General features: G+C 75.7%; 25 protein-coding genes. 6 read left to right on the top strand and 19 right to left on the bottom strand.

The features are described 5' to 3' along the window. Window positions 1-76: 76 nt before the first annotated feature. The 13 genes from ACFUK0_RS03340 to ACFUK0_RS03280 all read right to left on the bottom strand — a co-directional run bounded on the left by ACFUK0_RS03340 (window position 77) and on the right by ACFUK0_RS03280 (window position 13,601). On the bottom strand, window positions 77-3,943 hold the full coding sequence (locus ACFUK0_RS03340; protein ID WP_380246313.1) for a LysM peptidoglycan-binding domain-containing protein: 3,867 nt from the start codon (window positions 3,941-3,943) through the stop codon (window positions 77-79). Then, the gene (locus ACFUK0_RS03335) at window positions 3,943-4,446 is read right to left on the bottom strand and encodes a hypothetical protein (protein ID WP_380246312.1); all 504 of its coding nucleotides are present in this window, start codon (window positions 4,444-4,446) and stop codon (window positions 3,943-3,945) included. Before ACFUK0_RS03335 ends, ACFUK0_RS03340 begins: the two co-directional genes overlap by 1 nt. 35 nt (window positions 4,447-4,481) lie before the next feature. Then, window positions 4,482-4,877: a TadE/TadG family type IV pilus assembly protein gene (locus ACFUK0_RS03330; protein ID WP_380246311.1), complete on the bottom strand. Its 396-nt coding sequence runs from the start codon at window positions 4,875-4,877 to the stop codon at window positions 4,482-4,484. A gap of 44 nt (window positions 4,878-4,921) precedes the next feature. After that, entirely contained in the window at window positions 4,922-5,302 is a 381-nt protein-coding gene (locus ACFUK0_RS03325) for a TadE/TadG family type IV pilus assembly protein (RefSeq protein ID WP_380246310.1), read from the bottom strand. A gap of 35 nt (window positions 5,303-5,337) precedes the next feature. After that, a complete protein-coding gene (locus ACFUK0_RS03320; RefSeq protein WP_380246309.1) occupies window positions 5,338-5,595 on the bottom strand; it encodes a hypothetical protein in 258 nt (85 codons plus the stop codon). A gap of 49 nt (window positions 5,596-5,644) precedes the next feature. Then, window positions 5,645-6,532, bottom strand: a complete 888-nt coding sequence (locus ACFUK0_RS03315; RefSeq protein WP_380246308.1) for a hypothetical protein — start codon at window positions 6,530-6,532, stop codon at window positions 5,645-5,647. Then, window positions 6,529-7,503, bottom strand: a complete 975-nt coding sequence (locus tag ACFUK0_RS03310; RefSeq protein ID WP_380246307.1) for a type II secretion system F family protein — start codon at window positions 7,501-7,503, stop codon at window positions 6,529-6,531. The genes ACFUK0_RS03315 and ACFUK0_RS03310 overlap by 4 nt, the downstream gene beginning before the upstream one ends. Next, the gene (locus tag ACFUK0_RS03305; RefSeq protein WP_380246306.1) at window positions 7,500-9,086 is read right to left on the bottom strand and encodes a CpaF family protein; all 1,587 of its coding nucleotides are present in this window, start codon (window positions 9,084-9,086) and stop codon (window positions 7,500-7,502) included. Before ACFUK0_RS03305 ends, ACFUK0_RS03310 begins: the two co-directional genes overlap by 4 nt. Continuing rightward, window positions 9,076-10,209, bottom strand: coding sequence for a hypothetical protein (locus tag ACFUK0_RS03300; protein ID WP_380246305.1), 1,134 nt, complete (start codon window positions 10,207-10,209; stop codon window positions 9,076-9,078). The genes ACFUK0_RS03305 and ACFUK0_RS03300 overlap by 11 nt, the downstream gene beginning before the upstream one ends. Beyond that, on the bottom strand, window positions 10,209-11,003 hold the full coding sequence (locus ACFUK0_RS03295; protein ID WP_380246304.1) for an SAF domain-containing protein: 795 nt from the start codon (window positions 11,001-11,003) through the stop codon (window positions 10,209-10,211). Before ACFUK0_RS03295 ends, ACFUK0_RS03300 begins: the two co-directional genes overlap by 1 nt. A gap of 57 nt (window positions 11,004-11,060) precedes the next feature. Continuing rightward, on the bottom strand, window positions 11,061-11,996 hold the full coding sequence (locus ACFUK0_RS03290; protein ID WP_380246303.1) for a hypothetical protein: 936 nt from the start codon (window positions 11,994-11,996) through the stop codon (window positions 11,061-11,063). Beyond that, window positions 11,990-12,469, bottom strand: coding sequence for a hypothetical protein (locus ACFUK0_RS03285; RefSeq protein ID WP_380246302.1), 480 nt, complete (start codon window positions 12,467-12,469; stop codon window positions 11,990-11,992). The genes ACFUK0_RS03290 and ACFUK0_RS03285 overlap by 7 nt, the downstream gene beginning before the upstream one ends. A 283-nt stretch (window positions 12,470-12,752) precedes the next feature. After that, the gene (locus tag ACFUK0_RS03280) at window positions 12,753-13,601 is read right to left on the bottom strand and encodes a hypothetical protein (protein ID WP_380246301.1); all 849 of its coding nucleotides are present in this window, start codon (window positions 13,599-13,601) and stop codon (window positions 12,753-12,755) included. 241 nt (window positions 13,602-13,842) lie between these two features. Here ACFUK0_RS03280 and ACFUK0_RS03275 point away from each other — a divergent pair, with 241 nt between their 5' ends. The 3 genes from ACFUK0_RS03275 to ACFUK0_RS03265 all read left to right on the top strand — a co-directional run bounded on the left by ACFUK0_RS03275 (window position 13,843) and on the right by ACFUK0_RS03265 (window position 16,339). Then, the gene (locus ACFUK0_RS03275) at window positions 13,843-14,292 is read left to right on the top strand and encodes a pyridoxamine 5'-phosphate oxidase family protein (RefSeq protein WP_380246300.1); all 450 of its coding nucleotides are present in this window, start codon (window positions 13,843-13,845) and stop codon (window positions 14,290-14,292) included. A 77-nt stretch (window positions 14,293-14,369) separates the two neighbouring features. Then, window positions 14,370-14,822: a MaoC family dehydratase gene (locus tag ACFUK0_RS03270; RefSeq protein ID WP_380246299.1), complete on the top strand. Its 453-nt coding sequence runs from the start codon at window positions 14,370-14,372 to the stop codon at window positions 14,820-14,822. Between the two features lie 329 nt (window positions 14,823-15,151). Then, on the top strand, window positions 15,152-16,339 hold the full coding sequence (locus tag ACFUK0_RS03265) for an MBL fold metallo-hydrolase (RefSeq protein ID WP_380246318.1): 1,188 nt from the start codon (window positions 15,152-15,154) through the stop codon (window positions 16,337-16,339). 66 nt (window positions 16,340-16,405) lie between these two features. Here the strand turns inward: ACFUK0_RS03265 and ACFUK0_RS03260 are convergent, their stop codons facing one another. The 4 genes from ACFUK0_RS03260 to ACFUK0_RS03245 all read right to left on the bottom strand — a co-directional run bounded on the left by ACFUK0_RS03260 (window position 16,406) and on the right by ACFUK0_RS03245 (window position 21,501). Then, window positions 16,406-16,762 carry a hypothetical protein gene (locus ACFUK0_RS03260; RefSeq protein WP_380246298.1) on the bottom strand — a complete coding sequence of 119 codons (357 nt, stop codon included), beginning with the start codon at window positions 16,760-16,762 and terminating at the stop codon, window positions 16,406-16,408. An 11-nt stretch (window positions 16,763-16,773) separates the two neighbouring features. Then, on the bottom strand, window positions 16,774-17,343 hold the full coding sequence (locus tag ACFUK0_RS03255) for a TetR/AcrR family transcriptional regulator (protein ID WP_380246297.1): 570 nt from the start codon (window positions 17,341-17,343) through the stop codon (window positions 16,774-16,776). Window positions 17,344-17,413: 70 nt separating this feature from the next. Beyond that, window positions 17,414-20,125 (bottom strand): DUF6493 family protein, encoded by a 2,712-nt coding sequence (locus ACFUK0_RS03250; RefSeq protein WP_380246296.1) that lies wholly within the window; start codon window positions 20,123-20,125, stop codon window positions 17,414-17,416. Continuing rightward, window positions 20,122-21,501 carry an SWIM zinc finger family protein gene (locus tag ACFUK0_RS03245; RefSeq protein ID WP_380246295.1) on the bottom strand — a complete coding sequence of 460 codons (1,380 nt, stop codon included), beginning with the start codon at window positions 21,499-21,501 and terminating at the stop codon, window positions 20,122-20,124. The genes ACFUK0_RS03250 and ACFUK0_RS03245 overlap by 4 nt, the downstream gene beginning before the upstream one ends. A 123-nt stretch (window positions 21,502-21,624) precedes the next feature. Between ACFUK0_RS03245 and ACFUK0_RS03240 the strand changes: the two genes are divergently transcribed. Continuing rightward, entirely contained in the window at window positions 21,625-22,533 is a 909-nt protein-coding gene (locus ACFUK0_RS03240) for an acyl-CoA thioesterase (protein ID WP_380246294.1), read from the top strand. 29 nt (window positions 22,534-22,562) lie between these two features. Here ACFUK0_RS03240 and ACFUK0_RS03235 read toward each other — a convergent pair whose 3' ends face one another. Continuing rightward, window positions 22,563-23,198, bottom strand: coding sequence for an HD domain-containing protein (locus tag ACFUK0_RS03235; RefSeq protein ID WP_380246293.1), 636 nt, complete (start codon window positions 23,196-23,198; stop codon window positions 22,563-22,565). A 71-nt stretch (window positions 23,199-23,269) separates the two neighbouring features. On the opposite strand from ACFUK0_RS03235, the gene ACFUK0_RS03230 reads away from it, so the two are divergent. Further along, window positions 23,270-24,256, top strand: coding sequence for a GlxA family transcriptional regulator (locus tag ACFUK0_RS03230; RefSeq protein WP_380246292.1), 987 nt, complete (start codon window positions 23,270-23,272; stop codon window positions 24,254-24,256). 73 nt (window positions 24,257-24,329) lie between these two features. Next, window positions 24,330-24,947 carry a TetR/AcrR family transcriptional regulator gene (locus ACFUK0_RS03225; protein ID WP_380246291.1) on the top strand — a complete coding sequence of 206 codons (618 nt, stop codon included), beginning with the start codon at window positions 24,330-24,332 and terminating at the stop codon, window positions 24,945-24,947. 31 nt (window positions 24,948-24,978) lie between these two features. Here the strand turns inward: ACFUK0_RS03225 and ACFUK0_RS03220 are convergent, their stop codons facing one another. Then, window positions 24,979-25,782 carry a putative protein N(5)-glutamine methyltransferase gene (locus tag ACFUK0_RS03220; RefSeq protein ID WP_380246290.1) on the bottom strand — a complete coding sequence of 268 codons (804 nt, stop codon included), beginning with the start codon at window positions 25,780-25,782 and terminating at the stop codon, window positions 24,979-24,981. Window positions 25,783-26,043: the final 261 nt, after the last annotated feature.

The following is a 26,043-nucleotide window of genomic DNA, read 5'->3' as shown; positions in this document are numbered from 1 at the left end:
GCGCCACCCCGCGCGTTCGCCGGACGTCCGCGACCGGCATCGCACACTGACGCGCCCTACCGCGCCGGCGCTCCTCTCACGAGCCGGAGAGGAGGTCGCGGAGCAGCGCCACCGTGTCGGCGTCCAGGTCGCGGCCGGTGCGGCGGCTGAGGGCGTCGAGCCGGTTGACCGCCCGCACCAGCTGGTCGCGGGCGCCGGCCGAGGCGTAGGCGTAGAAGAGGTCGCGGTGGAGCAGTTCGACCTCGGGGGCGACCGCCAGGCCACGGAAGACGGCGGCCTCGGCGCTGCGGTGGTCGCCGTACTGGAGGCGGCGGGCCGCCAGCTCGTGGGCGGTGTCCACGATGGCCGCGATCATGTCCTGCCGCTCGGCCTCGGCCCAGCCGAAGGCGGCCGGCGGCGCCTCGGCGAACGGGGCGCCCCGGACCAGGGCGAGGGCGTGCGCCAGCGCGGCGTCGGCGGTGGCACTGGTGCTGCGCATGCCCCGGCGGTAGAGGCTGCGGAACTCGTCCCAGTCGCAGGTGACGGTCGGGGCGAACGTGTAGCCCTCGGCGGAGTCGGTCCGCAGGAACGCCCGGCCCTCGGTGGAGGCGCCGAACCAGGCCGCCAGGTCGGCGAGCTTGGCGGGCAGCGGGGTGCCGGGGTTTCCGTCCCCGCCGGCCGCCGCGCCCGACGGGTGCGGTTCGAGGTGGGCGGCGCCCGGGTGCAGGTCGTGGTCGAGGGCGAGGTCCTCGGCGCCGGGGCGCAGGGCCAGATAGGCGGCGAGCTCGGTCAGGCGCAGCAGCGCCGCCGGTTCGGCCGGACCGGCCGCGCCGATCACGTCGACGGGCCCGAGCAGCCGGATCCGGGGGGCGGTGCGGGTGGCGTGCGCCTCCGGGGAGCGCAGGATCGCGAGCAGGTCGTCGGCGTCGGAACGGACGCCGGCGGTGCGGGCGGCGGGCACGCCGGCCGGGGGTGCGGCGGCCGGAGCGGCAGCGGCCTGGGCCGGGGCCTGGACCTCGGCGTCCGGACGGGCGGGGGTGTGCGGCTCGGAGGCCGCGGGGGCCGGAGCCGGATCGTGGGTGGGAGCCGGCTCGGCGCGCGGCGGCGGCGCGGGCGCCACCGGGGTGACGGGCTGGACGGGTGCGGCCGGCTTCTCGAACCGGGGACCGGACGGCGTGGACGGCTCCTGGGCGGCCTCCGACTCCGGCAGGTCCGGAGCCTGCGTCAGGTCCGCGCCCTCCGGCACGTCCGGGGCCTGCGGCCGCTCCGGGGCCGGCTGTACGGCGGGCACGGAGTTGTTCGCCTGGCGTCCGAGGCCGTTGATGCCGGCCCGGCTGCCCGGGCCCTGGGGGGTGGCCGGGGCGGCGGCCAGCGGAGCGGCCGGGTCGGTGCCGGCGAACGGGCTGACGCCGGTACCGATCACCCGCGCGAGCAGGCGGGGCCCGGCGGCGGCGCCGTCCGGAACGGCGGCCGGGCTGCTGTACGGGTTCCCGCCCTGCGCGCCGACCGAGACCAGTACCGGTACGGGCACCGGCAGTTCGGTCGGATCGAGGTCAGAACCAGGGCCTTCGATCGTCCAGGCGGGCGCCGGGTACTGGGTCTCGTCGCCGGAGGAGCGCAGCAGTTCGGCGACGTTGTCGTACTGCCGGCCGGTCAGGCGCTGGAGCTCCAGGCCGAGGTGCAGGCCGGGCAGCGTGGTCTGGCCGGTGCTCGGCAGCGTCCACCGCGCGACCGGGCCAGTGCCCCGCTCGGGGGCGCGGGTGATCACGGCGACGCAGGTGCGCGGCCGGGCGTCGAGCAGGCGGCCGAGTTCGGCGGGGACGTTGCCGCCCGGCTGCTGGGCGCAGAGCACGATCTCCGGGATCCACGACTCGTCCGCCTCCCCCCGGCTGCGGGCGTCCCGCGGGCTGGTGGCGTTGGCGGCGACCAGCGTGGCGCGGGCCTTCGCCGTCCGGGGGCCCAGGGCGGCGAGGGCGGCCTCCAGGGTCGGGTGCCGGTGGATGCGCTCGGCGGCCGGGCCGGCGATCGGCAACTCCTCGGCCAGGTCGACGAGGTGCAGGTGGAGCCGGTCGGCCAGCGGGCTGTGCGCGAGTTCCAGGGCGAGCGTGCGCAGCACGTCCCGGGCGTCGTCGGGGTGGCCGGAGAGGTGCAGCAGGCGGACCGTCTCCAGGTCGGCGAGCACCACCGACCCGTCCGGCGAGGTGCCGAGCGTGACCAGGGCCGGGTAGGGCGCGGCGGTCTTGGCGGCCTGGCCGGGCGAGAGCAGGTCGGAGGCGTCCTCCGGGCACCACCAGACGTTGGCCGCGTGGGCGGCCCGGAACGGGGCGATCGGGGCGGCGGGCCCGGACAGGTGCAGTTCGACCGTCCGGCCGGGGGTGACCCGGGCCGCGATGAGGGCCGGCAGACGCTTGCCGGAGCGGATGGTGTTGCGGGCCATCGTCCGCAGGGCGCGGTTCAGCAGGTCGAGGCCGGAGTTGTCCTGGCGGGCCTTCAGCTCGGCCTCGAAGGCTGCTGCGGGCGCTGCCGGCAGGGCCACCCGGTGCCGGGGACGGCGGGCGCGCTGCTGTCCGCCGCGCCGACGGGCGACGGTGCCGACCATGATCGCGGCGAGCAGGACGCTGACGGTGGAGGCGGCCAGCGCGACGCTGTAGTCGTCGCTCGGGGCGCTCGTCTCCTTCGCGTGCACCGGGACCGGCCCGTCGGTCGGGGCGGGGGCGGGGGTCTCCGCCGCGGGGGCCGATGCGGCGGGGGCGGGCGCGGCCGGGGTCTCCGCTGCGGGAGCCGATGCGGCGGGAGCAGGCGCGGGTTCGGGTGCGGGCGCGGGGGCGGGCTCCGGCGCAGGGACGGGTGCCGGTGCGGGGGCGGGCTCCGGAGTCGGAACCGGAGTCGGAGCCGGGGCGGCCGCGCCGGGGATGGCCAGGACCATCCCCGGCACCACCTCGTCCGGATCGTCGAGCCGCTCGCCGTCCGGCGCCTGGACGCCCTTGTTCGCCTCGAAGAGCTGCGGCCAGGCCTCGGCGCTGCCCAACTCCCTCTCGGCGATGGCTGACAGCGTGTCGCCCTCGGCGACGGTGACGCCGGGATGCTGCCCCGCGCCGGGCTGCTGGTGGTCCGTACCGGCCTGCCCGGTGGCGGGCGCGGCGGGCACGGCGGGGTCGGCGGCCGTCGCGGTGTCCGGCTTGGCGTCGCCCGGCATCAGCAGCTTCCAGCCGGGCTGGATCGGCCGGTCGGCGTCGAAGCGGATGCCGGAATCGTCCATCACGCGGCCGTCGTTGAGCTTGGCGATCTCCACCCAGCGTGATCCGGAGCCGAGTTGGCGCTCCGCGATGGACCAGAGGCTGTCGGCCGGCCTGCTGTCGCGCACGGTGTAGCCGGCCTGCGCCTCAGCCGCCGGCGCCAGGGCGGGCGCGGCCTGCGCGGCGGCCAGCGCGGCGTACTGCGGGGCGGCGGCCAACTGGGCCACCGCGGTGACCTGGTGGTCGCGCTCCGGGGTGGCGGCGAAGGCCGAGCCGGCCACCGGCAGCAGTGCGATCACCGAGCCGACCAGGCCGGCCGCGATCCGCTGGCTCCAGCCGAACGCCGGGATCCGGCGGGCGATCCGGCCGCGCAGCTGCGCCGGGATCTCCAGCAGGACGGAGAGCGCGAAGCACAGCCAGCCCAGCCAGCCGATCACGACCAGCGCCCAGAGGAAGAGCCGGCCGTCGTCGGGGCTGGTGAGCAACTGCCCGACGCCGTCGGGTGCGAGGTCGCCCATCGCGGCGACCACCCGGGTGCCGTGGAGCAGCAGGGCGGGGAGCCCGGCCAGCAGGCCGAGGAGGGTGACCAGCGCCCCGAGGGCGCCGAACACCGCGCCGGCACCGCCCCGGCGGCGGGGCGGCCGGGGCGAGGGGCGGGGGGACGGGCGGCGGCCGTGTCCGGCCTGGCGGTCCGTACGGGCGTGGTTCCTGGCACGTGGCGCGGCCATCAGCCGTTCTCCGCTTTCTTGACTCCGTGGACGAGGATGGCGCTGCCCCGGCCCGTGATCCCCCAGCCGTTCTTCGGCACCAGGCTGAGGAGGGCGGGCTTGTAGGTGGTGCTGACCGTGACGACCACTCCGGTGCCGTCGGCGGTGAGCGAGGCGCTGCCGCTGAGGCCGAACAGGCCGAGGTAGGCGTTGGCGGCCTGGGAGGCGTACGCCTCCAGGACCTTGAAGCCCCGGCCCTGGAGCACACCCGCCTCGTCGAGCTGCTGGCCGGCGACGCGGGCGGCCTCCTGGGCGCGCGCGTCGGTGTTCTCGATCGCGCGCAGCCGGCCGCCGGCGTCGACCACGAGGCCGATCATGCTGACGAAGCCGGTGGTGACGATGGCGACGAACAGGGAGATGGCGCCGGCGTCCGGGCGGACCCGGCGACGACACCACGGACGTTTCCCGTCGGCCGATCCGTCCGGCGTCGCCGGTTTCTCCGGTGCCCCCGGTTTGCGGAGCATCGCTTCCCCTCCCCCACGTGCGCTGCGCACTGCTTCTACTGTCCTCGGTAACGGTCGACGACCGAGGTGAACCTGCCGGTCAGGGTCTTGCTGCCGGGCAGTCCGGCCACCACCAGGTCGCTCAGGCCGACGTCGCACGTCACCGTCACGGTCATGGTGGCGAGTTGGCCGCCCGGTGTGTCCAGCATTCCCTTCGTCAGGGTGACTTCAAGCTTCTTGCAGGACACCCCGTCCTGCCGGAGCACCTCGTCCGTGGCGCCCCTGGCGGCCTTCTCGATCCCCTCGGTGCCGCGGGTGATGGATGCGGTGCGCGCCCCCGCGCGCGCCGCCGCGTCCACCGTCCCGCCGGCCGTCTGGAGCCGGCCGGCCGCGACGGCCAGCAGGACGAAGGTGACCAGCACCGGGGCGAGCAGCGCGGCCTCGACGGCCACGCTGCCCCGGTCCCCCCGGTGGCGCCGGCCCGGGAACGTCCACCTCACGGGCCACCGACCTGCGGGACGAAGCGTTCGCGCGGGGCGGAGGCGTGCTGGGTGAGCGTGGGGGTCGGCACCCCGGGTATCAGGAAGTGCGGTGCGACGACCACGGTGACCTGGATCCGCTCGGCCGAACTGCCGTCGGTGGTCACCGAGTAGCCGTCCAGGATCCCGCCCTCCCGGCGCAGGAAGTCCTCCGCCTGGCGCTTGGCCGCCCCGTCCTTCACGGAGTCGGCGGCGGCGCCCTGCAGTCGTCCGGCGTCCACGCCCTCGCGGGCGGCGACGAGCGCGACCTGGCGGGAGTACCACCACATCGCGCCCTGGACGACGAGCATGACGAGGAACAGGACGACGGGGAAGACGATGGCCAGGCTCAGCGACATCGACCCCCCGTCGCGCGCACGCCGGGAGGAGGGCATCAGTCGACGGGGTCCGTTGCGGGCACCTTCGCGGTGACGTCGGCCGCCAGGAGCTTGATGGCGGCGATGACGGCGCCGGCGATGAACAGCAGTGCCAGCACGGCGAGGGCCAGCTCGATGCTGATGGCGCCGCGGTCGCCGCCGGCGCGGGCCGCGCGCAGCCTGCCCATCCGGTACTGGAGGAGCAGCGAGGCGAGTTGGAGGGGCAGCAGGGTCGCGAGCAGACGGCCTGCCAGCTGTCGCAGTCGGACGGTCATCGGTACTCCAGGTGTACTCGGGGGATGGGGTGGAGCCTGTCTCCGGTGCCTATTGCGAGTTGAGCATCTGGTAGAGCGCGGGAAAGACGATCATGGCGGTCATCAGCAGCGTGAGCGCGGCGCCGGGGGCGACCATCCGCTCGCTGTCGGTGTTGGCGCGGGCGAGGTCCTCGGCGAGGAGTTCGCTGCGCAGGCTCCTGGAGCGGGCCCGCAGGGTCTCGTACACGGCGGCGCCGTCCGTGCCGGAGATCCGCATGATGTCGGCGACGTCCTGGAGGGGCGTCAGGCCGAGTTCGACGGAGAGCGTGTCCAGGCCGTCCCAGGGTGGGAGGCGGTCGGTGGAGGCCCGTTCCAGGGCGTCCCGGATGCGGCGGAAGACGGTGCCCCGGCCGACCACGGCGGCCCTGCGCAGCGCCTCGGCCGGACCGCAGTCGGCGGCGCGTTCCAGGGCGACGAGTTCGAGGTAGGAGGCGATGCCGTGCAGGTACTCGGTCCTGGCCTCCTTGGCCTCGCCGTGCACGACGCCGTCGGGGACGAACCAGAGCAGGCCCGCGAGCATCGGGCCGACCACGAACGGCACGGCGGCCGGCAGCGAGGCGTCGACGAGGGTGGCCATCAGGCTGAGGTAGGCCGGCAGCACGAACCCGAGGAGGGCGAACAGGATCTTGTGCGCCATGAACCGGGCCGGGGTGCGGCCGATCAGGGCCAGTTCGCGGTGCGGGATGCGCAGGCCGGGCAGGCCGGTGGCGCCGGCGCCGAGCCGGTCGTACCAGCGCGGCACCTCCTCGACGTCCTCCGGGCGGCCGACCACGGGGGCGCGGTGCAGCCGGTCCAGTGCCTGGCCCAGATCCGGTGGGGCCGGGCGGAGTTCGGAGACGAACAGGGCGATGCCGCCGGCGGCGACGGCGCCGGCCAGCACGGACCAGGGCGAGATCACCGGGCCTCCTTCGCGAGCGGGTCGGTGCTCTCCGCCAGGAGTGCGTCGTCCTCCGGGCCGGGGGCGGCGACGAGCCGGCCGGCCTTGCTGCGGCGGTCCGGCTCCAGGAGCCGCGGCAGCGGCGGGTGCGAGGCCAGCGCCCGCATCCAGGCGATCACCGCGACGAACGCGGCGGCCAGCACCGCGAGCACGATCTGCCCGACGAGGGACCGGTAGGGCTCGGTGTAGGCACTGTTGAACGAGCCCATGACGATCACCAGCAGGATGATGCCCACCATCCAGCGGATGGTGGTGCGGTGCTTGGCCCGGTCGGCCTCGATGGCGCGGCGCTGGCGCACCTCGTCGCGGACGGAGTCGGCGAGGTCGGCCAGCGCCCGCGCGAGACCCGGACCGCTGTCGCCGGAGCGCAGCAGCAGCGCACCGAGCACCTTGTCCGCGGTGGCGTCGGCGAGGCTGTCGGCGAAGGCCCGCAGGGCGTCCTCGGGCCGCCAGCGGGACTGTAGGCGGGCGGCGAGTTCGGCGATCTCGGGCTCCAGGGCGGCGGGTGCGGTGCGGCGGCTGGTGACGAGCGCCTGGTTGAGGCCGACGCCGAGCAGCAGCACGTCCGCGATCCGCTGGGTCCACTCGGCCAGCGCCTCCAGCTGCTCGATCCGGTGGGTGTCGGAGCGGGTGGCGTCGAACAGCCAGGGCAGGCCGAAGACGCCGAGCGGGACGAGCAGCGCGGTGAGCGGGATGCCGGTGAACAGCCAGCCGAGCGGCGCTCCGGCCAGCACCAGCGGGAGCTGGACCCGGCGCAGCCGCACCACCCGGGGGGTGGCCGCACCGGGCGAGCCGTACCAGAGCACGTGCGCGCGGGTCGCGAACGGGCTGCCGGCGGGCTGCGCGGCGGGGTCGCTGCCGCGCAGGCCGACGACGAGGGTGACCAGGCCGGCGGTGACCAGCAGGCCGCAGAGGACGAAGAGCAGGATCATCGCGCGCCGCCGATCCGCAGGTGCAGCGGCGTGGCCCAGGTGCCGTACCGGGACTGCAGGAGGGAGGCGTCGAAGCCGGCCCGGCGCAGGTCGTCCAGGCAGTTCGGCGGAGTGTGCGGGACGGCCCGGGGTTCGCCCTGCTCGGGGCGCGGGCCGAAGACGGTGTTCAGTGCGGGCCGGCCGTGCTCGCCGAGGCCGGCCACCTCCATGACGTGCGAGACGAAGCGGTGGCGGCGCCCGCCGACGGCGGTCTCGTCGACCATCGTGACGTGCACGATGAGGTCGATGGCGTTGGCGGTGAGGCGGTAGGCGAGGCTGTCGGTCATGTGGGAGCCGTACTCCAGGCAGAGTTCGGCGATCCGGTCGACCACCATGTGCGGGCCGCGCGCGTGCAGGGTGCACATCGAGCCGCCCTCGCCGTTGGTCATGACGCGCAGCATCGGGACCACCTCGCCGGAGCGGACCTCGCCGACGATGATCCGCGAGAGGGTCATCCGCAGGGCGGCGGGGATCAGCTCGCCGATCGTCAGCTCACCGGCCATCCGGCCGTCGACGCGCTCGCCGTTGCCCTCTCGGGCCTCCATCGGGACGACCTGGCGCAGGTGGCCGAGGGTGTGCAGCCAGAGTTCGAACTCGGACTCCAGGGTGCCGATCCGCTCGTCCGGCGGGATCTCGGCGGCCATCGCGCGCAGCAGGCTGGTCTTGCCCACGCCCTGGGTGCCGGTGATCATCACGTTCTTCCGGGCCCGGATGGCCGCGCCCAGGAAGGCGGCCAGGGTCGGGTCCACGGTGCCGAGTTGGACGAGGTCGCCGAGGGTCGCGGAGGCCACCCGGTGGCGGCGGATCGCGACGTACGGGCGCGGGGTGACCTCGGTCATCGCCTGGAGCCGCATACCGCCCTCCAGACGCAGGGCGAGGGTGGGGCTGGCGGTGGAGAGACTGCGCTCGCCGCCGCCGTGCTGGCGGGCCAGGTCCTGGAGGAGTTCGATGAGTTCGGCGTCGGTGTCGGCCACCGGCGGTACCTGGCGCAGCGGTTGGTGGACGCGGGAGATCCAGACGTCGTCGCAGCCGTTGATCAGGATGTTCTCGATGTCGGGGTCGTCCAGGTAGGGCTGGAGCCGCCCGGCGCGGAACAGCAGGTCGAAGACGGCCTCGGCGAGGGCGCGGTCCTGGTCCCGGGTGGGCGGGATGCCGTGGGTCTGCGCGTACGCGTCGGACCAGCGGGCGACGGCCTCCTCGATCAGGGCCCGGCCGCGCTGGCGGCGGGTGGCACGGTCCGCCTCGGCGCCGGAGGCGGCCGCCAGCCGGGTGAGCTGCTGGTGCAGTTCGGCGGCGACCTGGCGCTTCAGCTCGCGCGCCACCTGCGGGTCGACGGCGGGCCGGGTGCCCGCTCCGCGCTTGTCGAGCGTGGGCAGCGCGGACGGGACGGCGGTCGGAGCGGCGGTCGGAGCGGTGTGGCCGTTGACCGGTCCGGTCACCAGGGGGGTCAGCGGCGGCGGGCCGGTCACGCCCGGCAGCGGCGCCGACCACGGCACGGCGCCGGGGTCGACGGCGGGCCGCTGGTTCAGGGGGCTACCTCGCACGGAGCACCTGCCCGTAAGTGATGTGCTGCGGGGTTTCGGCCTGCTCCGGCTGCTCCGGCTGCTGGTACTGCGGGTACGGCTGCGGGTACCCGGCCTGCTCCGGCTGCTGGTGGGGCTGCGGCTGCTGCCCCGGGAACGGCGCGGGCGCGGCGGGCTGCGGGGCGAGCCCGGCCAGCGGCGCCTGCCCGTACGCCGCGGCGGCCTGCGGCGGGAACGCGAGCGGGTGGGCCGCCTGGGCCGCCTGGGCCGGCTGCCAGGCGGCGCGCGGGAGCTGGTGCTCGACGGGGGCGGGGCCGGGAACGGCCTGCGGGTGGGCGGCGGCCTCGGCGGCGGTGGGTGCGAGCCGTCTGCGGCGGCTGCGGACGAGCAGCTGGATCTGGTCCGCGGCCGAGCGCGCGGTGCGCATCAGTTCCGAGCGGATGAACCGGCGGTCGGTGCTGTCGCCGCCGTCGGACAGCACCCGGGCGGTGCGCGGGGCGTGCGGGAGCAGGCCGAGCGTCGCCAGCCCGAACTCCCGGGACACCTCGGAGGCCGAGTACGGGCCCTCGGCGATCAGCAGCAGGCCGAGTGCGTCCGCCCCGCTGCCGCCGGTGGCGAGGTCCTCGCGCAGCGCGGCCAGTCTCGGCCGGGCCGCGCTCAGCCCGCGCAGGGTGGTGCGCAGGGTGGCGACGACGACGTCCGCGCGGCGGGCCAGAACGGCGCTGGGGCCGGTGGCGCCGGAGCGTCCGAGGTCCAGGATCACGTCGTAGCCCTGGGGTTCGAGCCCGTGCAGGGTCTCGACGAGCGGCTCCCAGGTGTAGGCGAGGCCGGGCGCCTGGGTGGGGTCGGTGAGGCCGGGCAGCAGCAGCCGGTCGGCGCTGCCGTCCGGGGAGAGGTCGATCAGCTGGTCCCAGAGGGTCTGGGCGAGGAGTCCGCGCCGGTCGGCGACGGCCAGGTTGCGCAGCCCGTACACCGCCTCGACCCGGCCCTCCAGGGCGCCGGCGAGGACGGATCCGCCGTCCGGGTCGCATTCGACCAGGAGGATCCTGCGCCCGGGCTCCAGGGGCCAGGCGAGCAGCAGGGCGAGGGCCGCCGTGGTGGCGCCGGGCGCCCCGGCGCCGCCGACGACCGCGATCACCGCCATCAGGCGCCGCCCCCCGGCGACGCACTCCCGGAGGGTGCCGCACTACCCGAGGGTGCGGCACCGGACGGCGCCGCACCCGAGGGCTGCGCCGTGGCCGCTCCGCGCGGTGCCAGCACCACCTGGAACTTGGCACTGGCGACCCAGGCCGCCAGCCGCGCGGCGTCGGCGGTGGGCACCGCGACGTCGATCACCTGGCTGCCGTCCGGGTCGGCCTTCCCGATCGCGGTGACCACGGCGGCCACCGCCTCGGGCGTGCGCGTGGCGCCGCCGGCCTGGCCCGCGTTGCTGTCCGGGGTGGAGACGACGACCACCAGGACGCCGGGCTGGAGCTTGGTGGCGGGCAGCTGGGTGCGCTTGGCCGCGACGCCGACGACCAGTTGGCCGGGCTCCACGGTGAGTGCCTGCGCGACGTCCGCCTTGAGCAGCAGGGCGCCCTGCCGGAGGTCGGTGGTGGCGCGCATGCCGACCGCCTTGCCCCGGTCGGCGGCCGACAGCGGCTTGAGCGCCGGGTCGCTGGCGATCCGGGCGACGACGAGGTCCTCGGCCTTCAGCACCTGCCCGTACGGGACGTCACGGGCCAGGGCCAGGACGGCGATCCGCTGGCCGGTGCTGTTGTAGAGCACCGCGCCGCCGAGCCCGCCGGCGGCGATCAGCGCCACGGCCATGGCCAGCACGGCCGGCCTGCGCCGCCGGGCCCGCAGGGTGCGCGCCGGAGCGTGCGGGGCGCTGCGCACCGGCTCGGGGACGAGGGTGGACGTGCCGGTGCCCGGCGTCGGATATGTTCGGTTCTCCACCGGGCTTCGGCCTTTCGTACGGGGGGAGCAGGAGGCGCGGGGCGGTTCGGTGCAGGGCTAGTTGAGCACCTGGACCTCGCCGACCTTCAGCTCGAACGGATCGCTGACCGCCCGCATGACGATCGGCGCGAAGGTCTGGTTGGTGCCGACGACCCTGGCGGTGACCTCCCAGGTGACGGTGACCGTCCCGGCGAAGGCCCCGGAGGCGCGCTTCGCCGAGCTCTCGGTGAAGACGTAGCCGCAGTCCGGTGACTTCGCCTTGCCGAAGGCCGCCTTGTACGGCGTCCCCGCGGACTTGCCGCAGTCCACGACGTGGCCGTCGCCGAGGTCCCAGCGCACGCCCGTCACGGTCGGCGTCGCGGTGACCGAGATGTAGTTGCCCCGGACGGTCGAGGGTGCGGGGGCCGCCCCGCCGCCGGCCCAGTCGTACCAGAGCCAGACGGGCAGGCCGACGAGCGCGCCGTCGGTGGGCGCGAGGTGCGGCGTCGGCGGGTCGAAGCGGATCGCGTCCCGGGCGTCCTTGGCCAGCGCGGCCGGGTTGTCCGGCGGCGGGCCGCCGGGCGCCTGGGCGAGGAACACCGGGATCTGCCCGTCGATCCCGCCGTCGGCCTGGCGGCAGACCTTGTCGTAGACCGCGCCCCCCGCCGACGGGTCGTGGCCCTCCCAGGCCTGGTCGCCGGCCGGCGGCTGGGGGCTGGAGCGCCGGTAGTAGCAGCCCTCCGAGAACCAGCCGAGGTCGTCGTCCCAGCACGGCCATTCCTTGCCGTTCCAACTGCACGTCTGGGGCCCGCCGCCGGTGGCCGGCGCAGCGGTGCCGGTCGGCGCGGCGGTCGGTGCGGTGCCGGGCTCGTGCACCCCGGTGCAGACGTACGTCACCGCGCAGTGCGTGACGTCACCGCCCGGCCCGTCGGCCATTGCGGTGCCCGCGGGGGCGAGCAGCAGCCCGGCGGCCATCAGCACGCGAATCGTGAATCTCCCGATCGGCTTCAGCATGTTCGGTCCACCTCGCGTTTGAACTCCACGATCAGCCAACGTGCTCCGGACTTGCGCAGCGAAACGGTGGCGCTGTACCTCGTCAGCCCCTGTTGCGGCGGCTTTGTCGCGCGGGTTGTCGCATCGGCCTGATGCCATCCCGTCACATCGAGGCAGTCTTCGACAACCGCGGTCGGCGGATCCGCCTTCAGGTCAATGGCCTTCACGAGCGGGGAATTACGTGGACTTCCGATCATCACCAGCTTCGCCTCGTGCAACTGGTGCAGGTTCGCCAGTGCTTCGGAGAGCGCCTTCCCGGTCGAGTAGACCTGAAGCTGGGAAGCGTCGGAGTCGGAACGGCCGAAAGCGTCCGTCTGGGCGGCCCACCAGTCCTGATACGCCCTCAGGGCGTCCCGACCGCCGGCGCCTTCCGGGCCGTCCGTGGGCGCGATGCCATCGGTGCCCGAACCACCCGAAGGAGTTACCGGAGTCACTGTCGCAACACTGGGTGCAGAAGTCCCGAGCCGATCAGCGGAACCAGCGCCACCACTGGCTCCACAAGAGCTCAGCAGCATCACCAATACCGCCCCACCAACCCCAACCGCCCCAGGGCGCAACACATTTCCGCGCTGCCGCATCGCCCCACCTCATCGCGACCGACCCCGTCCGTGGTCAGTGGCCGCCAGAAGAAAATCCGCCATCCCCGCCGTACTTGTCGCCAGGGGATCGATTCTTGCCAAATCGGTCCGTCCCGGCAACACCTCGGGCTCCCTGACCTTACGCGGGCGGCGGATCCGTCGGGGCATTTTCCCGCCACAGAACGGCCAACAGTTCTTCAGAAAGCGACAATCCGGCCAATGCACCCCGGACAGCCGCCCGATTGCGCATCAACAACCGTCCTCCCTGCGGCGGTACGAGCAGCCGGGCACCGCTCGTACCTGCCGCCAGCTCACCCCATTCGAGCTGCGCCACGACGGCCGGCTGGAGCTCCGGCGGGCCGACCGCGGCCGGCGCCCCCGGCACGCCGTGCTCCAGCACCCGGGCCAGTGCCCAGCTGAACGAGCCCTCGCCGCCCGGCAGTACGGCGGCCCGGCCGCGTCTGCCGGTGGTGTGGCGGGCGACCCTCCCCCAGAGCGGCACCCGGGAGTACGCGAGCAGCTCCCCGGCGCCGTCCTCACCGCCCCCGCGTTCGAGGGCCGCCCAGGTGTCCCGGTCGGCGACGGCGTCGACGAGCAGCAGGGTCTCCTCCTGGGAGCCGTGCACCATCGCGCTGACCACCCAGTCCCAGGCCAGTCCGCGCCGGTACGCGTTGTCGGGGGTGCTGCCGCCGGTGACCAGGGCCAGCCGGCGTCCCTTGGGGTCGGCGACCAGCTGGCCGATCAGGCAGACCACCAGCCACCGGCCCTCGCGCTGCGCCGCCCCGCGCAGCTCGGTCAGCATCCGGTTGGCGTCGGCCGCCGGATCCACCAGGGTGACCCGGCAGCCGGCCGCGCCCGCGTCGAAGCACATCCCGGGCAGCACGTCGGCGAGCAGCCGCGCCCCGTCCGCGGCCCGCGCCGAGCCGCCGTAGCTCCGCTCCGGCCCGCCGTCCGCCCCGATCACGACCAGATCGACTCCGCTGACCATCCGCCCACCCCCTCCTTGCCGGCCCCGCCGTGCCAGGGGCCGCTGCGCCGTACCGCGTACGGTTCTGCCCCGTACCGCCGCAAAGCTACCGCCGCGCGGGCCGCCCGGCGGACGGCTGTCCGAACCCGCCGCGCGGGGCGCCGGGGCCGGCCTGCCGGGCGCCGGCGGAAAGGTCTTCGTTCCGCCAGGTCAGGGACCATGGGCCCTAGGGGACGGCGCCGCGCGGGGGCACCATCGACCCATGGACCGTGACAACCAGGTGGAGTACCTGAGCGAGGCCGACTGCCTGCGCCTGCTCGCCACCGTGCCCGTCGGGCGTGTGGTGTACACCGAGCACGCGCTGCCGGCCGTGCTGCCGGTGGCGTTCGAGGTCGCGGCCAACGGGCGGCTGGTACTGGCCCTGCGCCGCGGCCCGGCGGTCTGCCGCGCGCTGGACGACAACGTGGCCGCCTTCCAGGCCGACCACTCGGACGCCGCCACCCGGACGGGCTGGAACGTCCTGGTCCACGGGCGGGCCCACGTGGTGAACGATCCGGCGCTGCACGAGCGGCTGCTGCGCACCGGCCCCCGGCCGTGGCTGGGCGAGGCCGAGCCGATGTTCGTGACGATGACGCCGGAGCTGGTCAGCGGCCGGCGGCTGCAGCCGTCGGGCAGCGCCACGCCCGCCGCCGGAAGCGCCCCTTACATGTGACCGGCGAGTAGGAATACGCTGCGGTGGCATCCCCGGACCGCGCTGCGCGCGGGCCTCACCACCCCCAGGAGCGCACCTTGACGACCTTCGCCTCCCTCGCCGACCTGACCGCGGCCGTCGGCACCGAACTGGGTACCAGTGAGTGGCACACCATCGAGCAGGCCCAGGTGGACCTCTTCGCCGAGGCCACCGGCGACCACCAGTGGATCCACGTCGACCCGGCCCGCGCCAAGGAGAGCCCGTTCGGTTCGACCATCGCGCACGGCTACCTCACGCTCTCGCTGATCCCGGTCCTGGCGAAGGAGTGCTACGGCGTCGAGGGCGTCCGGATGGCGCTGAACTACGGCTCCGACAAGGTCCGCTTCCCCGCCCCGGTGCCGGTGGGCACAGCCGTCCGGGCGACGGCCGAGCTGGTGTCGGCGACCGAGGTGCAGGGCGGCGTGCAGGCGGTCGTGCGGTTCACGATCCTGAGCGAGGAGAGTGCGAAGCCGCACTGCGTCGCCGAGACGATCACCCGCTTCTACCTCTGACGGCGGCCGGCCCGGTAGCGGCGGGTCCGAACGCCGGATAGGCCGAACGGCGTGCCGCGGATCCTTCCACCGGGTCCCGGTGCCCACCGGCCGGTATCGTCCGACCAGATGGTTGTCGTACGGCAGCGGCTCCCGGTCGCTGCCGCACGCGCGTCGGCATGCCGGTATCCGTACCGCACCCGCTGGGTAGTCGCTCGTACGACGGCCGTACGAGGCCACCCGGCCCGCGCGGCCCGGATGCTCCCGTCCCTGGAGGTACCGTGCCCAGCTCCGTCCCCTGGTACTCCCGTACCACCGGTCTGACCTCGCAGTTCTCCTCTTCCCGGCGGCTGACCGGCCTGCCGCGCAGCGCCTGGCAGCAGATCCGGACGGACGCCTTCGGCGCCGACCCCCGCGGTGAGCGGCTGGCCCGCGTCCACCGCTCGCCGCAGTTCGCCGACGGTGCGTTCCGCAACCCGGTGCCGACCCGCCGGCTGGTCTACGAGCGCACGCCGCTGGAGATCACCCGCGCCCAGCTGACCTCCGACCGGGCCCGCCGGGTGCCCGCCGCCGCCGTCCCGCTGCACCGGCTGCTGCCGGTCGAGCTCGCCGAGCCGCCCGCGTCCGGCCTGCGGCTGACCTGGCTCGGCCACGCCACCGTGCTCGCCGAACTGGACGGGCGCCGGGTGCTGTTCGACCCGGTCTGGGGGGAGCGCTGCTCGCCGTTCGGCTGGACGGGGCCCAAGCGGCTGCACCCGGTGCCGATCCCGCTCGGCGAACTCGGCCCCGTGGACGTGGTGGTGATCTCGCACGACCACTACGACCACCTGGACATGGCGACCGTCCGCGCGCTCACCGGGAGCGGCGCGGTGTTCGCGGTGCCGCTCGGCGTCGGCGCGCACCTGGAGCACTGGGGGGTGCCGGCCGGCCGGATCGTCGAACTGGACTGGTGGGAGTCGGCCGAGGTCGCCGGACTGACACTGACCGCCACCCCCGCCCGGCACTACTGCAGCCGCGGCCCGCGCACCAGCCCGCTGTTCCTCTGGGCGTCCTGGGTGGTAGCCGGCCCCGAGAACCGGGTCTTCCACAGCGGCGACACCGGCTACTTCCCCGGCTTCGCCGAGATCGGCCGCCGGCTCGGCCCGTTCGACGCGACGATGATGCAGGTCGGCGCGTACAGCGACTTCTGGCCCGAGGTGCACATGACCCCCGAGGAGGGCGTGCGCGCACACCTCGACCTCGGCGGCGAGGTGATGCTGCCGATCCACTGGTGCACCTTCAACCTCGCCCCGCACCCGTGGGAGGAGCCGCCCGAGCGGACCGTCACCGCCGCGCAGGCGCTCGGCGCGACGCTGGCGGTGCCGCGCCCCGGCAAACCGTTCGAACCGGCGGATCCGCCCGCGCTGACGCTGTGGTGGCGGGCCGTCGCCCCGATGCCCTCCGGCGAGGAGCTGCTCGTCCCCGACTCCCTGGCCGTACCGGACGCACCGGCCCGGCCGCAGGTGGCGGCCGCCGAGGGCGACGGCGTCACGGTCTGACGCACACACGGCCGGCCCCCGTCGTACTCCGACGGGGGCCGGCCGCGGCAGGACGCCCCCGGGCGGTCAGACCGGGCGCGCGGCCTGCTCGATCAGCCGGACCACCGCGCGCGGGTCGGCGACCTCGATCACCAGCCGGGTGAAGTCCTCGTCGGCGAGCTCGATGACCACCGCCCCGGCCGGGTTCCTGACGTCCCAGAAGATCCGGTCGCCGTCGTGCTGGAACGAGCCCGCGGTGATCACCCCGGGCATGTGGGTGCCCAGCCGCTTGATGCCCTTCGAGCCGTGCACGATGCCCGGGTCCAGGGTGGCTCCCCGGACGTTGGCGAGCGGGATCTCGATCCGGCTCCTCATCGCCCAGGCCTTGTGCAGCCCCTCCATCTCGACGACCAGGGTGCCGCCGCTGATGCTGACGCGGGCCATGGGGTTCTCCTCTACTGCTGGGGCGGGTGGCTGACGGTGAGCTGGGCGGCGAACGCGAGGACGGCTCCGGCCGGCGGCGGCGCGCCGGCCGCCCGGCCGCGCAGGCGCAGCCCGAGGACGGTCGCGCCGAGGACGGCCGCCAGGGCGTCGGTCGCCTCCCCCGGCTCGCCGCCGCCCGCGACGAGGGCCCGGGTGAGCGCCGCGTCCAACGCGGCGAGGCCTTCGCCGACCAGGGCCGCGACCTCGGGATCCTCGGCGGCCTGCTCGGCGGCGGAGAGCATCAGCAGCCCGGCCGCCTCCCCGCCGTCGTACCCGGCGACGGCCTGGGCCAGCGCGCCGGCCAGGCCGGGGGCGGCGGCGACGGCCGCGGCGAGCGGCAGGACCTCGTGGTCGAGGTGCCGGCGCAGCGCGGTGAGGTAGAGGCCGCGCTTGCTGCCGAACACCTTGTAGAGGCTGCCGCGGTGCACGCCGAGGCCGGTGACCAGGTCGTCCACCGAGGTGCCTTCGTAACCCCGGGTGGCGAACAGCCTGGCTGCCGCCTGGACGGCCTGGTCCTCGTCGAAGGCGCGTGGTCTTCCCATGCGCCAGACGGTACGGGTTAAGGAACGATCAGTCAAGAACGATCGTTCCTCAACCAGCCGCGGCGCGTGGTCAGTCCCCCAGCACCTCCCGCAGGGCGCGCGCCTCCTTCACCAGCCGGCTCGACCCGCCCCGCCCGGCCACCGCCGTCACCTCCGCGATCGCCCCGCGGGCCGTACTGCGCCGCGCACAGTCGGCCGCGATCACCAGCAGCTCGCCGCTCCCCCGGGCCGCCTCACCCGCCAGCAGGCCGGGCAGCGCTGCGGCCAGCACCGACCAGAGCGTCCCGTACGCGCCGGTGTCGGCGGCGCCGCGCAGCGCCTCGGCCAGCCGGTTGGTCTTCACCGCGCCGACCCGGACCAGCTCCGCCAGCTCGCGGCCGAGCAGCGCGCCGTCCAGGTCTCCGCGCGCGGCGAGCACCAGCAGCGCGTCCACCGCCGCCGCGCGGTCCTCCGGGAAGCGGGCGCCCAGCCCGTAGCCGACGGCGAGGTGGAGGGCGAGCCCGGCCGGGCCGCCGGCCTCGGCGAGGTACGGGAGCAGTTGCGGGGTGCCCTGCTCGTCGCGGTCGGCGGCGCCCGCGAAGCAGTCCAGCAGCCGGGCCGCCACCTCCTCGCGGTGCTGCGGCAGCGCGGCGATCCAGTGCGGGGTGGCCCGCCAGCTCCACTCGGCCTGCTGCCTGGCGCGGGCCGGGCTGGGCGAGGTGGCCTCGAACAGGGCCAGGCACTCCGGCGTGAGGCCCTCGGGCACCTGCGCGCCGGGGCCGGGCTGGGCCACGGTGAAGCGCACGAGCTGCTCCCACCACCGCTCGTAGTAGCGGTGCTCCGGCTCGCCGCCCTTGCCCGGTGCGAACCGGACCCGCTCGGACGGCTGCCCGGGCAGCCCGCCGGCCCGCAGCCAGCCGGCCAGCCGCTGCCCGGCCGGGGAGGTGAGCCGCCCGGCCGCCGCCAGGGTGGCGGCCTCCCCGGTCGGCGTGACGCGCAGCAGCGCGCAGGACAGGTCGGCCGCACCGGGAGCGGTGCCGACCGCCTCGCACGCCGCCAGCCGGCCCACCAGCTCGGCCGCGTCGATCGCACCGGTCGTGTCCGTCGGTACGGCCAGCAGCATCGGCGGCCGGGTGGTCGTGACCTGCCAGGCGGCCTCCTCCAGCCGCGCCGCCAGCGCCGTCCCGAACGGCGAGTTGCGGTCGCCGCGCAGGGGGGACCGCGCCCTGCCGCGCAGCGAGTTCCAGAGCCGCTCCGGCGCCACCAGCCCGGCGACGGCCGCGGCCACGTACAGGACGTCCTGCGGCCGGCAGTCGGCCCAGCGAGCGCCTTCGTGCCACGGGTTGATCCGCAGGACGGGTGCCAGCGCCTCGGCCAGGGCCCGGCGGTCCAGGTGGGCGTGCCGGACGAGCCCGTCCAGCGTCCGTTCGAAGGCCGCCGGGTCGGCGTTGCCCGCGAGGACGGCGCCGAGCTCCTCGGCCACCTCGGCCGGGGTCGCGATCGGCGGCGCGAGCGGGCGGGGCCGCGGCACCGGCGGCAGCAGGTCGGCCGGGGCCTCGTCCGGCTGAACCACGGTCAGGCCGAACAGCTCCGCGGCCCGCCGGTGGTGCGCGGGGTCGAGCACCCCGGCGGCCTCCCGCAGCTCGGGCAGCACGGCCTCGCCGGCGGCCCGCAGGTGGCGGGCGACCACGTTCAGTGCCCGCTCCTGGAGCGCCGCGTCCGGGTGTCCGAAGGCCACGGCGGCGGCCAGCACGACCGGCCCGGAGCGGGCCGGCTCGCGCCTGGCGGCGGCGGCCAGCCAGCCGAGCTGGGCGCGGACCAGCTTCTTCTCCGTCCGGAAGAGGACGGTCTCACTGGCCTCACCGAGCAGCTCGGGCTCCACCAGGCCGGCCTCGTCCAGCCCGGCGAGCACCTGCTGGGCGTACTCGGCGACCGGGGACAGGCCGTCGAGCAGGGCCAGCAGGGTGCGGGCGTGGCCGGCGTACTCCTCGGGGGTGAGACCGAAGGCCTGGAGCATGGCGAGGAAGGCCCGTTGGTCGGCCGGCTTGCCGCCGCGCAGCAGCCTGGCCAGGCAGTGGCCGTGCAGCTCGGCGCGGTCGATCAGGCCGGCCCCGGCCAGCGCGACCAGTGCGCCGGGCCAGGTGTCCTCGCTGCTCCGGCCCGGATGGGCGGTCAGCTGGTAGCCGACGTCGGCGAGTTCGAAGAGCCTGGGCAGCATGACGGGCAGCAGGGTGTCGGTGCGCAGCACGTCCAGCAGGGAGCCCGGGCGCTGCGAGCCGTCGGCGCCCCGGGTGCGGTGCTGCAGCCAGCCCTCGACGAATCCGTCGGAGGTGGGCACGGGGCAGCCGCTGTCGAGGACGATCCGTTCGATCACGGGGTAGTCCGTCCAGTGCCAGGCCGAGGCGCGGCGCTCGGCCAGCCGGGCCGCCACGGCGGCCTGCCACTCGGCCGGCTGCCGCTCGATGACCCGCAGCAGCGGCGGGTGGTTCATGCCCGTCCAGCTGGAGAGGTCGCGCGCGCCGATCCAGCCGGCGGCGGCCACCGGCGAGCTGTGGCAGCCCGCGCCGGCCACCAGCAGCGCCTCGGCGCTCTCCCGGGCCCCCGGCGACCAGTCGCCGCGCAGCTGCTTGCGGATCTCCTTCAGGGTGGGCAGGAGGGCCCGCCGCTGCGCCGGGGTGAGCTCGGCCAGCAACGCGGGGATCCCGGTGCTCACCCCGCCGTGGACGGCTGCGAGCAGGCGCTCCTCGGCCGTCCGGGTGTCGCGGGCGGCGATCCGCTGCCGCAGCAGCTCCCCCGGGCTCATCGGGCCGCCTCCGTGGCCGCCGCGCGGACCAGGCCGACGGCGAGCACGTGTTTGCACGGCCCGCGCCCGCCCCGGTACTTGGCCCACCAGAGGCAGGTGCAGCTGGACCGCCCCGCCTCGTCCGTCCGGACCCGCTGGATGTGCTCGTCGACCGTGACGGTGGCGAGCGGCCCGCCCTCCTCCAGGCGGACGGCGCCCGCCGCGACGAGCGCGTGCGCGGCCCGCAGCCGGGGGTTGTGGGCCTCGGCGCGGCCCGCGTCGTACGGGAGCTGGCGGTGGAAGTAGGCGGCCTCGGCGGTGTCGTAGCCGATCTGCCCGGCGGTGCCGAGCCGGGTGAGCGCGGCGCGCACCCGCTCGGGGCTCAGCCCGGCCTGCTCGGCGAGGTCGGCCACCTCGATCCGGGGCTCCCAGGCGAGCAGCACGGCCACCAGTTCGGCGTCCTGCTCGACCGCGGCGCCGGCCAGCGCGCCGAGCACGCCGCCCTCGCCGGAGAAGCCGCGCGAGGCGTCCGGCGAGAGGGTCAGGGTGAGGCGCATGCCGGGGAGCACGACCTCCCAGGCGGAGGCGGCGGGCCCGTCGGCGGCGGCCGGCCCGTAGACCCGCAGGGCGACGGCGTGCCGCAGCACCCGCTGGAGGGCGATCAGCCGCTCGGGCCCGGGCAGGCAGACGGCGCCGGGGACGGGCCGGGTGGTCGGGCGCAGCGTGGAGCCGGCGGGCACCACCCACTGGGCGCCGCGGGCGGCGGAGCGGCCGCCGCCGCGGGGCAGCGAGCGCAGGAAGCGGACGGCCTCGGCGGCGGGGAGTTCGGCGCGCAGGTCGAAGCCGGCGGCGATGACCTGGGTCTCGGCGAAGCCGCGCAGCCAGCGGTCCGGCAGCGGGACCTTCTTCTCGACGACGGGGCCGTCCAGCGTGGTGACCTCCAGCGCGTCGGGCCCGACGGCGAGGTGCAGCGGGTCGGCGGCGCCGATCCGGCCGAGCGATTCGCGCAGCGGGTTGTTGACGTCGACGTTGGTGGTGCCGTGGCCGATGTCGTCGCCGTCCAGGCCGTCGGCGAGGACGTCCAGGCGGGCGTAGACGCCGCAGCAGCCGGAGAAGGACTCGAAGCGCAGCCGGTCGCCGTTGGCGGTGACCACCGGGTCGAGCGAGGCGCGCAGCAGCGGCTGGTAGTAGCGGGCGGCCGCGACGTCGGCGACGGCCAGCAGTGCGGCGGCGGCCGGGGCCGGGGTGGTGAGGAAGCCGCTGAAGAAGCGCGGGTTGGCGGCCGCCCCCGAGGGGGTGGCGCCGCCGGAGGTCTCCAGGGCGAGGCGGCGGCCGGCGGCGTCCTCGTGGACGGCGGACGGGCGGAGGTAGGCGTACGCCTGTACGGCTTGCGTCATGGAGGGAACGCTAGGGGCGGGCACTGACAGTCCGTCGGATTAGAACGCGTTCCACTGCATTCCGATACTCGCGAGTAACCCAGGTCACACCGCTCGGGGCACCGCTTCTGCCACTATGAACGGGTGAGCGACCCCACTGAGCAGCGCCCGCAGGGCCCCGGCGGCACCGGTCCGTTCGCCGACCTGCTGCGGATCGAAGAGCTGGACAAGAACCTGTTCCGTGGCTGGTGCCATGCCGGCGCACCGATGCGCGCCTTCGGCGGCCAGGTCGCCGCGCAGGCGCTGACGGCCGCCGGCCGCACCATCGACCGGGGCCGGGCGGTGCACTCGCTGCACAGCTACTTCCTGCGGCCCGGCGACCCGACCCGGGAGATCACCTACGAGGTGGACCGGGTCCGTGACGGCCTGTCGTACGCCACCCGGCGGGTGACGGCGCTCCAGCGGGACGAGGCGATCTTCACGCTCTCCGCGTCGTTCAAGCGGCCGGAGGCGGCGGAGAGCCGCCAGCGCACGATGCCGCCGGTGCCCGGGCCCGAGGGCCTGCCGGACCCGTTCCCGATCCGGGAGCGGACGGACCCGGAGGAGTACACCCGGCCGGACGGCTTCCGCACCCTGGACCTGCGCTTCGTGCCCGCCGACGCACCCGGGATGCCGGCCGGGATCCCGGGCGTGCCGCAGCAGTTCGTCTGGCTGCGGGCGGGCACACCGCTGCCGCAGGACGATCAGCTGCTCCAGGTCTGCGCGCTCACCTACCTGTCGGACCTCACGCTGGCCTCGACCGCGACCCTGCACCTGCAACTGCCCCGGTTCCGGCGCACCGAGCCGCCGACCGTGATCATCGCCTCGCTGGACCACGCGATGTGGTTCCACCGGCCGTTCCGCGCCGACGAGTGGCTGCTGTTCGCCCAGCGCAGCCCGTCGGCCGCCGACGGCCGGGGGCTGGCCCACGGCGAGTTCTACAACCGCGAGGGCCACCTGGTCGCCTCGGCGGTCCAGGAGGCCCTGATCCGGGACCGCCGGACGGGGCAGTGACCTCGCGCCGGTGACGCCCCGGCGGGCCGCTACACGCCCCAGCGGGAGGCCGGCGCGGCCAGCTCCAGCTCGGTGGGGCGCCCCTCGGGGCCCCGCTCGCGGACGAGTTCGCCGGCGATGGTGAAGCGGGGCGCGTTCTGCGGGCCGCGCGCCGCATGGCGGACGATCTCCTCCACCAGCGAGGTGACCATCCGCAGGCGGGGGTGGCGGGCGTGGATCGCCTGCCCCTGGGCGTCGGAGATGAACTCGCCGCCGCCGAAGTCGAGGCCGACGCCCCTGCGGGTGAGGTAGGCCAGCGGGCCCCGGCGCTCGGCGATGCCCGCCGAGGAGTGCAGGGCGATCGCCTCCCAGACCAGGTCCACGCCGCTCGCGGCGACTCCGTGGCCGGTCAGGAACCCGGCCGCGAGGTCCGCGCCGTCCACCTCGAAGCGCTGCGCGCCGCCGGCCTTCGGCGAGGTGCCGAGATCGTGCAGCACGCAGGCGAAGAACAGCAGTTCGGGGTCGTAGTCCGCGGTCGGCAGCAGCCCCTCGTGCTCGGCGAGCAGCACCGCGAACAGGTAGCTGCGGAAACTGTGGTTGGCCACCGGCTCGGTGACGCAGGAGCGCACGTACTCGATCGTGCTGACGGCCAGTGCGCCGGTGGGGAGAGCGGGGATCGGATGCATGGGCCCCACCGTAGGCAGCGGGGGTCCGGCCGGGCACCGGCACGATCGCCACATGTCGATAGGATCGTGCCATGCCCCTCCTCCGCCGCCCGCACCACGTGGTCGTGCTCGCCCTGCCCGGCGTCCTGGCACTGGACTTCGGCATCCCGGTCCATGCGTTCGGCAACTGGGAGGGCGGCCCGTACACGGTGACGGTGTGCACCGAGACGCCCGGGCCGGTGCCGGTCGAGGGCTCCCCCGCGCTGCTCGTCGAGCACGGCCTCGACGCCCTGGCGCGGGCCGACACCGTCGTCGTGCCCGGCCAGGCCCGGCCCGGGGCGCCCTCGGGCACCGTCCGCGACGCCCTGGCCGCGGCCGCCGCCGGCGGTGCCCGGATGGTCTCCATCTGTACCGGCGCCTTCGTGCTCGCCGCCGCGGGCCTACTGGACGGCCGGCGCGCCACCACCCACTGGCAGCACACCGCCGCCCTGGCCCGCGACCACCCGGCGGTGACGGTGGAGCCGCACGTGCTCTTCGTCGACGAGGGCAGCGTCCTGACCTCGGCCGGGGTCGCCGCCGGGATCGACCTGTGCCTGCACATCATCCGCGGCGACCTCGGGGCGGTGGCCGCGAACCAGCGCGCACGGGCCCTGGTGGCGGCCCCGCACCGCACCGGCGGCCAGGCCCAGTACATCGACCGCCCCGCCCTGCCCGGGCGCACCGGCACTCTCGACGAGCTGCGCGCGTGGGCGCTCGGCCACCTCGACGAGCCGATCGGCGTCGACCAGTTGGCGCGCCGGGCCTGCCTGTCCCGGCGCACGCTGATCCGCCGCTTCCACGAGGAGAGCGGACTGCCGCCGATGCAGTGGCTGCTCGACGCCCGGATCGACCGCGCCCGCGAACTGCTGGAGGCCTCAGACCTGCCCATGGAGCAGGTGGCCCGGTTGTCCGGCCTCGGCACCCCGGCCAACCTGCGCGTCCTCTTCAAGCGCCACGTCGGCGTCCCGCCGAGCGCCTACCGCGGCACGTTCCACCGCCGCGGCCGCCCGGACACCGCGCCGCCACCCGCAGGGCGCTGAGGCCGCCGGCCGGGCCGGACGGAGACCCCACGCGTCATACTCCGGCAACGCGCTGGGCCCTATCATGGTGCGGGTGACCAAGGTTGACCTGTCACCAAGGCCGGTGGAGGCGATGTCTCCGCGTCAGATCGAACGCCGCGAGAACCTCATCGCGGCCGCGCTCGCCCTCGTGAACGAGATCGGCGTCGAGCGGCTGCAGATGAAGCAGGTCTGCGAGCGCTCCGGTGTCGCCCTCGGGACGGCGTACCGCTACTTCTCCTCCAAGGACCACCTGCTCGCCGCCGCGATCGCGGAGTGGCACCGGCTGCTGCTCGCCGACCTGGTGGCGGAGCTGCGCGGGCCGCGCGGCGGCCTCGGGACGACGGACCGGGTGGTGCGTTTCGTCCGGAACGGCATGCGGGCCTACCAGCGGCAACCGCAGCTGGCCAGACTGCGGGTGGCCGTCGCGGCCTCCACCGATCCGTTCGCCAGCGAGGCCCTGCAGGGCATGGCGCGCGCCGACAGCACCGCGCTCCAGGAGGTGATGGCGCAGGTGCCGACGGCCGCGAGCGAGCTGGTCCGGCACATCGTGGGCCACGCCTGGCAGGGCGAGCTGACGGCCTGGGTGACCGGCCGGACGACCCTGGGGGACGCCCGGCGGCGGCTGGAGGACGTGGTGCGGCTGGTGCTCACGCCGTACGACACGGCGTGAGCGGCCGGCCGCCGGGCCCTGCCCGCGCCGGTCAGCCCGGCCGGGTGGCGACCACGACGGTGGCGTAGCGCTCCTCGCACTCGGCGACCCGCACGGCCAGCCCGCTGCGGGTCACCGTGTCCACGGCCTGCGGCACCTGCCGCTCGCTCGTCTCGAACAGCAGGTGGCCGCCGGGCGCCAGCCAGTGCGGCGCCCCGGCCGCCACCCTGCGCAGCACGTCCAGCCCGTCCGCGCCGCCGTCGAGCGCCACCCGGGCCTCGTGCAGGCGGGCCTCGGCGGGGAGCAGCTCGACCTCCTCGGTCGGTACGTAGGGCACGTTGGCGAGCAGCACGTCGACCCGGCCGTGCAGCGTCGCGGGCAGCGGCTCGAAGAGGTCGCCCTCGTACACCCGCCCGCCGGCCGCGGTGACGTTGCGCCGGGCGCAGCGCACGGCGGCCGGGTCGATGTCGGCGGCGTACAGCCCGGCGTGCCCGCCGGCCCCGGTGAGCGCGGCGGCCAGCGCGGCGCCGAGCGCGCCGGAGCCGCAGCACAGGTCGACGAGGACGGCCCCGGGCGGGGCGACGGCGGCCGCCTGCTCGACCAGGAACTCGGTCCGGCGGCGGGGGACGAAGACGCCCGGGTCCACCTCGATCCGCAGGCCGCAGAACTCGGCCCAGCCGATGACGTGTTCGAGCGGGAGCCCGGCGACCCGGCGCTCGACCATGGCGAGCAGTCCGGCCGGGGTGCCGGCGGCGGCGGTGAGCAGTCGCGCCTCGTCCTCGGCGAAGACACAGCCGGCGGCGCGGAGGGTGGTGACGATGGCGGAGTACGGGGGGAACAACGGTGAAGCCGACATGGAAGAGCCTTTCGGAACGCCTCCGGGCGATCCCGCGGTCGGCTACGCCGGTCGGGCCGTGTGGCCGCGGAAGGGGAACGCCCGCCCTGATGCAGCGGTGATCGGTCCCACCTCCTCGGTCAGTTCCATCTTCTGCACTGTCGTGGTCAGCGGCCGCCTGTGGTGCCACGGCGCCGCTGAGGTCGGCAACACTACCCGATCCTGCTCGGCCCGCCGCCTGCCGCACCGGCGACCGGGCCGGGGCCGGGGCGACTTGTACGC

It is taken from the genome of Kitasatospora sp. NPDC057223 (assembly GCF_042669755.1).
Lineage (GTDB): Bacteria > Actinomycetota > Actinomycetes > Streptomycetales > Streptomycetaceae > Kitasatospora.
Note: the sequence above shows the minus strand (reverse complement) of the source record. Positions and strands in the feature narration are given on the sequence as shown.

Bases quoted from the DNA above. Each gene is read 5' to 3' on its own strand.
- ACFUK0_RS03260 (WP_380246298.1), bottom strand. From the start codon at position 16,762: ATGGCCCGCGTCAGCATCAGCGGCGGCACCCTGGTCGTCGAGATGGAG.
- ACFUK0_RS03290 (WP_380246303.1), bottom strand. From the start codon at position 11,996: ATGCTGAAGCCGATCGGGAGATTCACGATTCGCGTGCTGATGGCCGCC.
- ACFUK0_RS03255 (WP_380246297.1), bottom strand. From the start codon at position 17,343: ATGGGAAGACCACGCGCCTTCGACGAGGACCAGGCCGTCCAGGCGGCA.
- ACFUK0_RS03280 (WP_380246301.1), bottom strand. From the start codon at position 13,601: ATGGTCAGCGGAGTCGATCTGGTCGTGATCGGGGCGGACGGCGGGCCG.
- ACFUK0_RS03235 (WP_380246293.1), bottom strand. From the start codon at position 23,198: ATGCATCCGATCCCCGCTCTCCCCACCGGCGCACTGGCCGTCAGCACG.
- ACFUK0_RS03335 (WP_380246312.1), bottom strand. From the start codon at position 4,446: ATGCTCCGCAAACCGGGGGCACCGGAGAAACCGGCGACGCCGGACGGA.
- ACFUK0_RS03220 (WP_380246290.1), bottom strand. From the start codon at position 25,782: ATGTCGGCTTCACCGTTGTTCCCCCCGTACTCCGCCATCGTCACCACC.
- ACFUK0_RS03320 (WP_380246309.1), bottom strand. From the start codon at position 5,595: ATGACCGTCCGACTGCGACAGCTGGCAGGCCGTCTGCTCGCGACCCTG.
- ACFUK0_RS03230 (WP_380246292.1), top strand. From the start codon at position 23,270: ATGCCCCTCCTCCGCCGCCCGCACCACGTGGTCGTGCTCGCCCTGCCC.
- ACFUK0_RS03300 (WP_380246305.1), bottom strand. From the start codon at position 10,209: ATGGCGGTGATCGCGGTCGTCGGCGGCGCCGGGGCGCCCGGCGCCACC.
- ACFUK0_RS03325 (WP_380246310.1), bottom strand. From the start codon at position 5,302: ATGTCGCTGAGCCTGGCCATCGTCTTCCCCGTCGTCCTGTTCCTCGTC.
- ACFUK0_RS03245 (WP_380246295.1), bottom strand. From the start codon at position 21,501: ATGACGCAAGCCGTACAGGCGTACGCCTACCTCCGCCCGTCCGCCGTC.
- ACFUK0_RS03310 (WP_380246307.1), bottom strand. From the start codon at position 7,503: ATGATCCTGCTCTTCGTCCTCTGCGGCCTGCTGGTCACCGCCGGCCTG.
- ACFUK0_RS03275 (WP_380246300.1), top strand. From the start codon at position 13,843: ATGGACCGTGACAACCAGGTGGAGTACCTGAGCGAGGCCGACTGCCTG.
- ACFUK0_RS03250 (WP_380246296.1), bottom strand. From the start codon at position 20,125: ATGAGCCCGGGGGAGCTGCTGCGGCAGCGGATCGCCGCCCGCGACACC.
- ACFUK0_RS03340 (WP_380246313.1), bottom strand. From the start codon at position 3,943: ATGGCCGCGCCACGTGCCAGGAACCACGCCCGTACGGACCGCCAGGCC.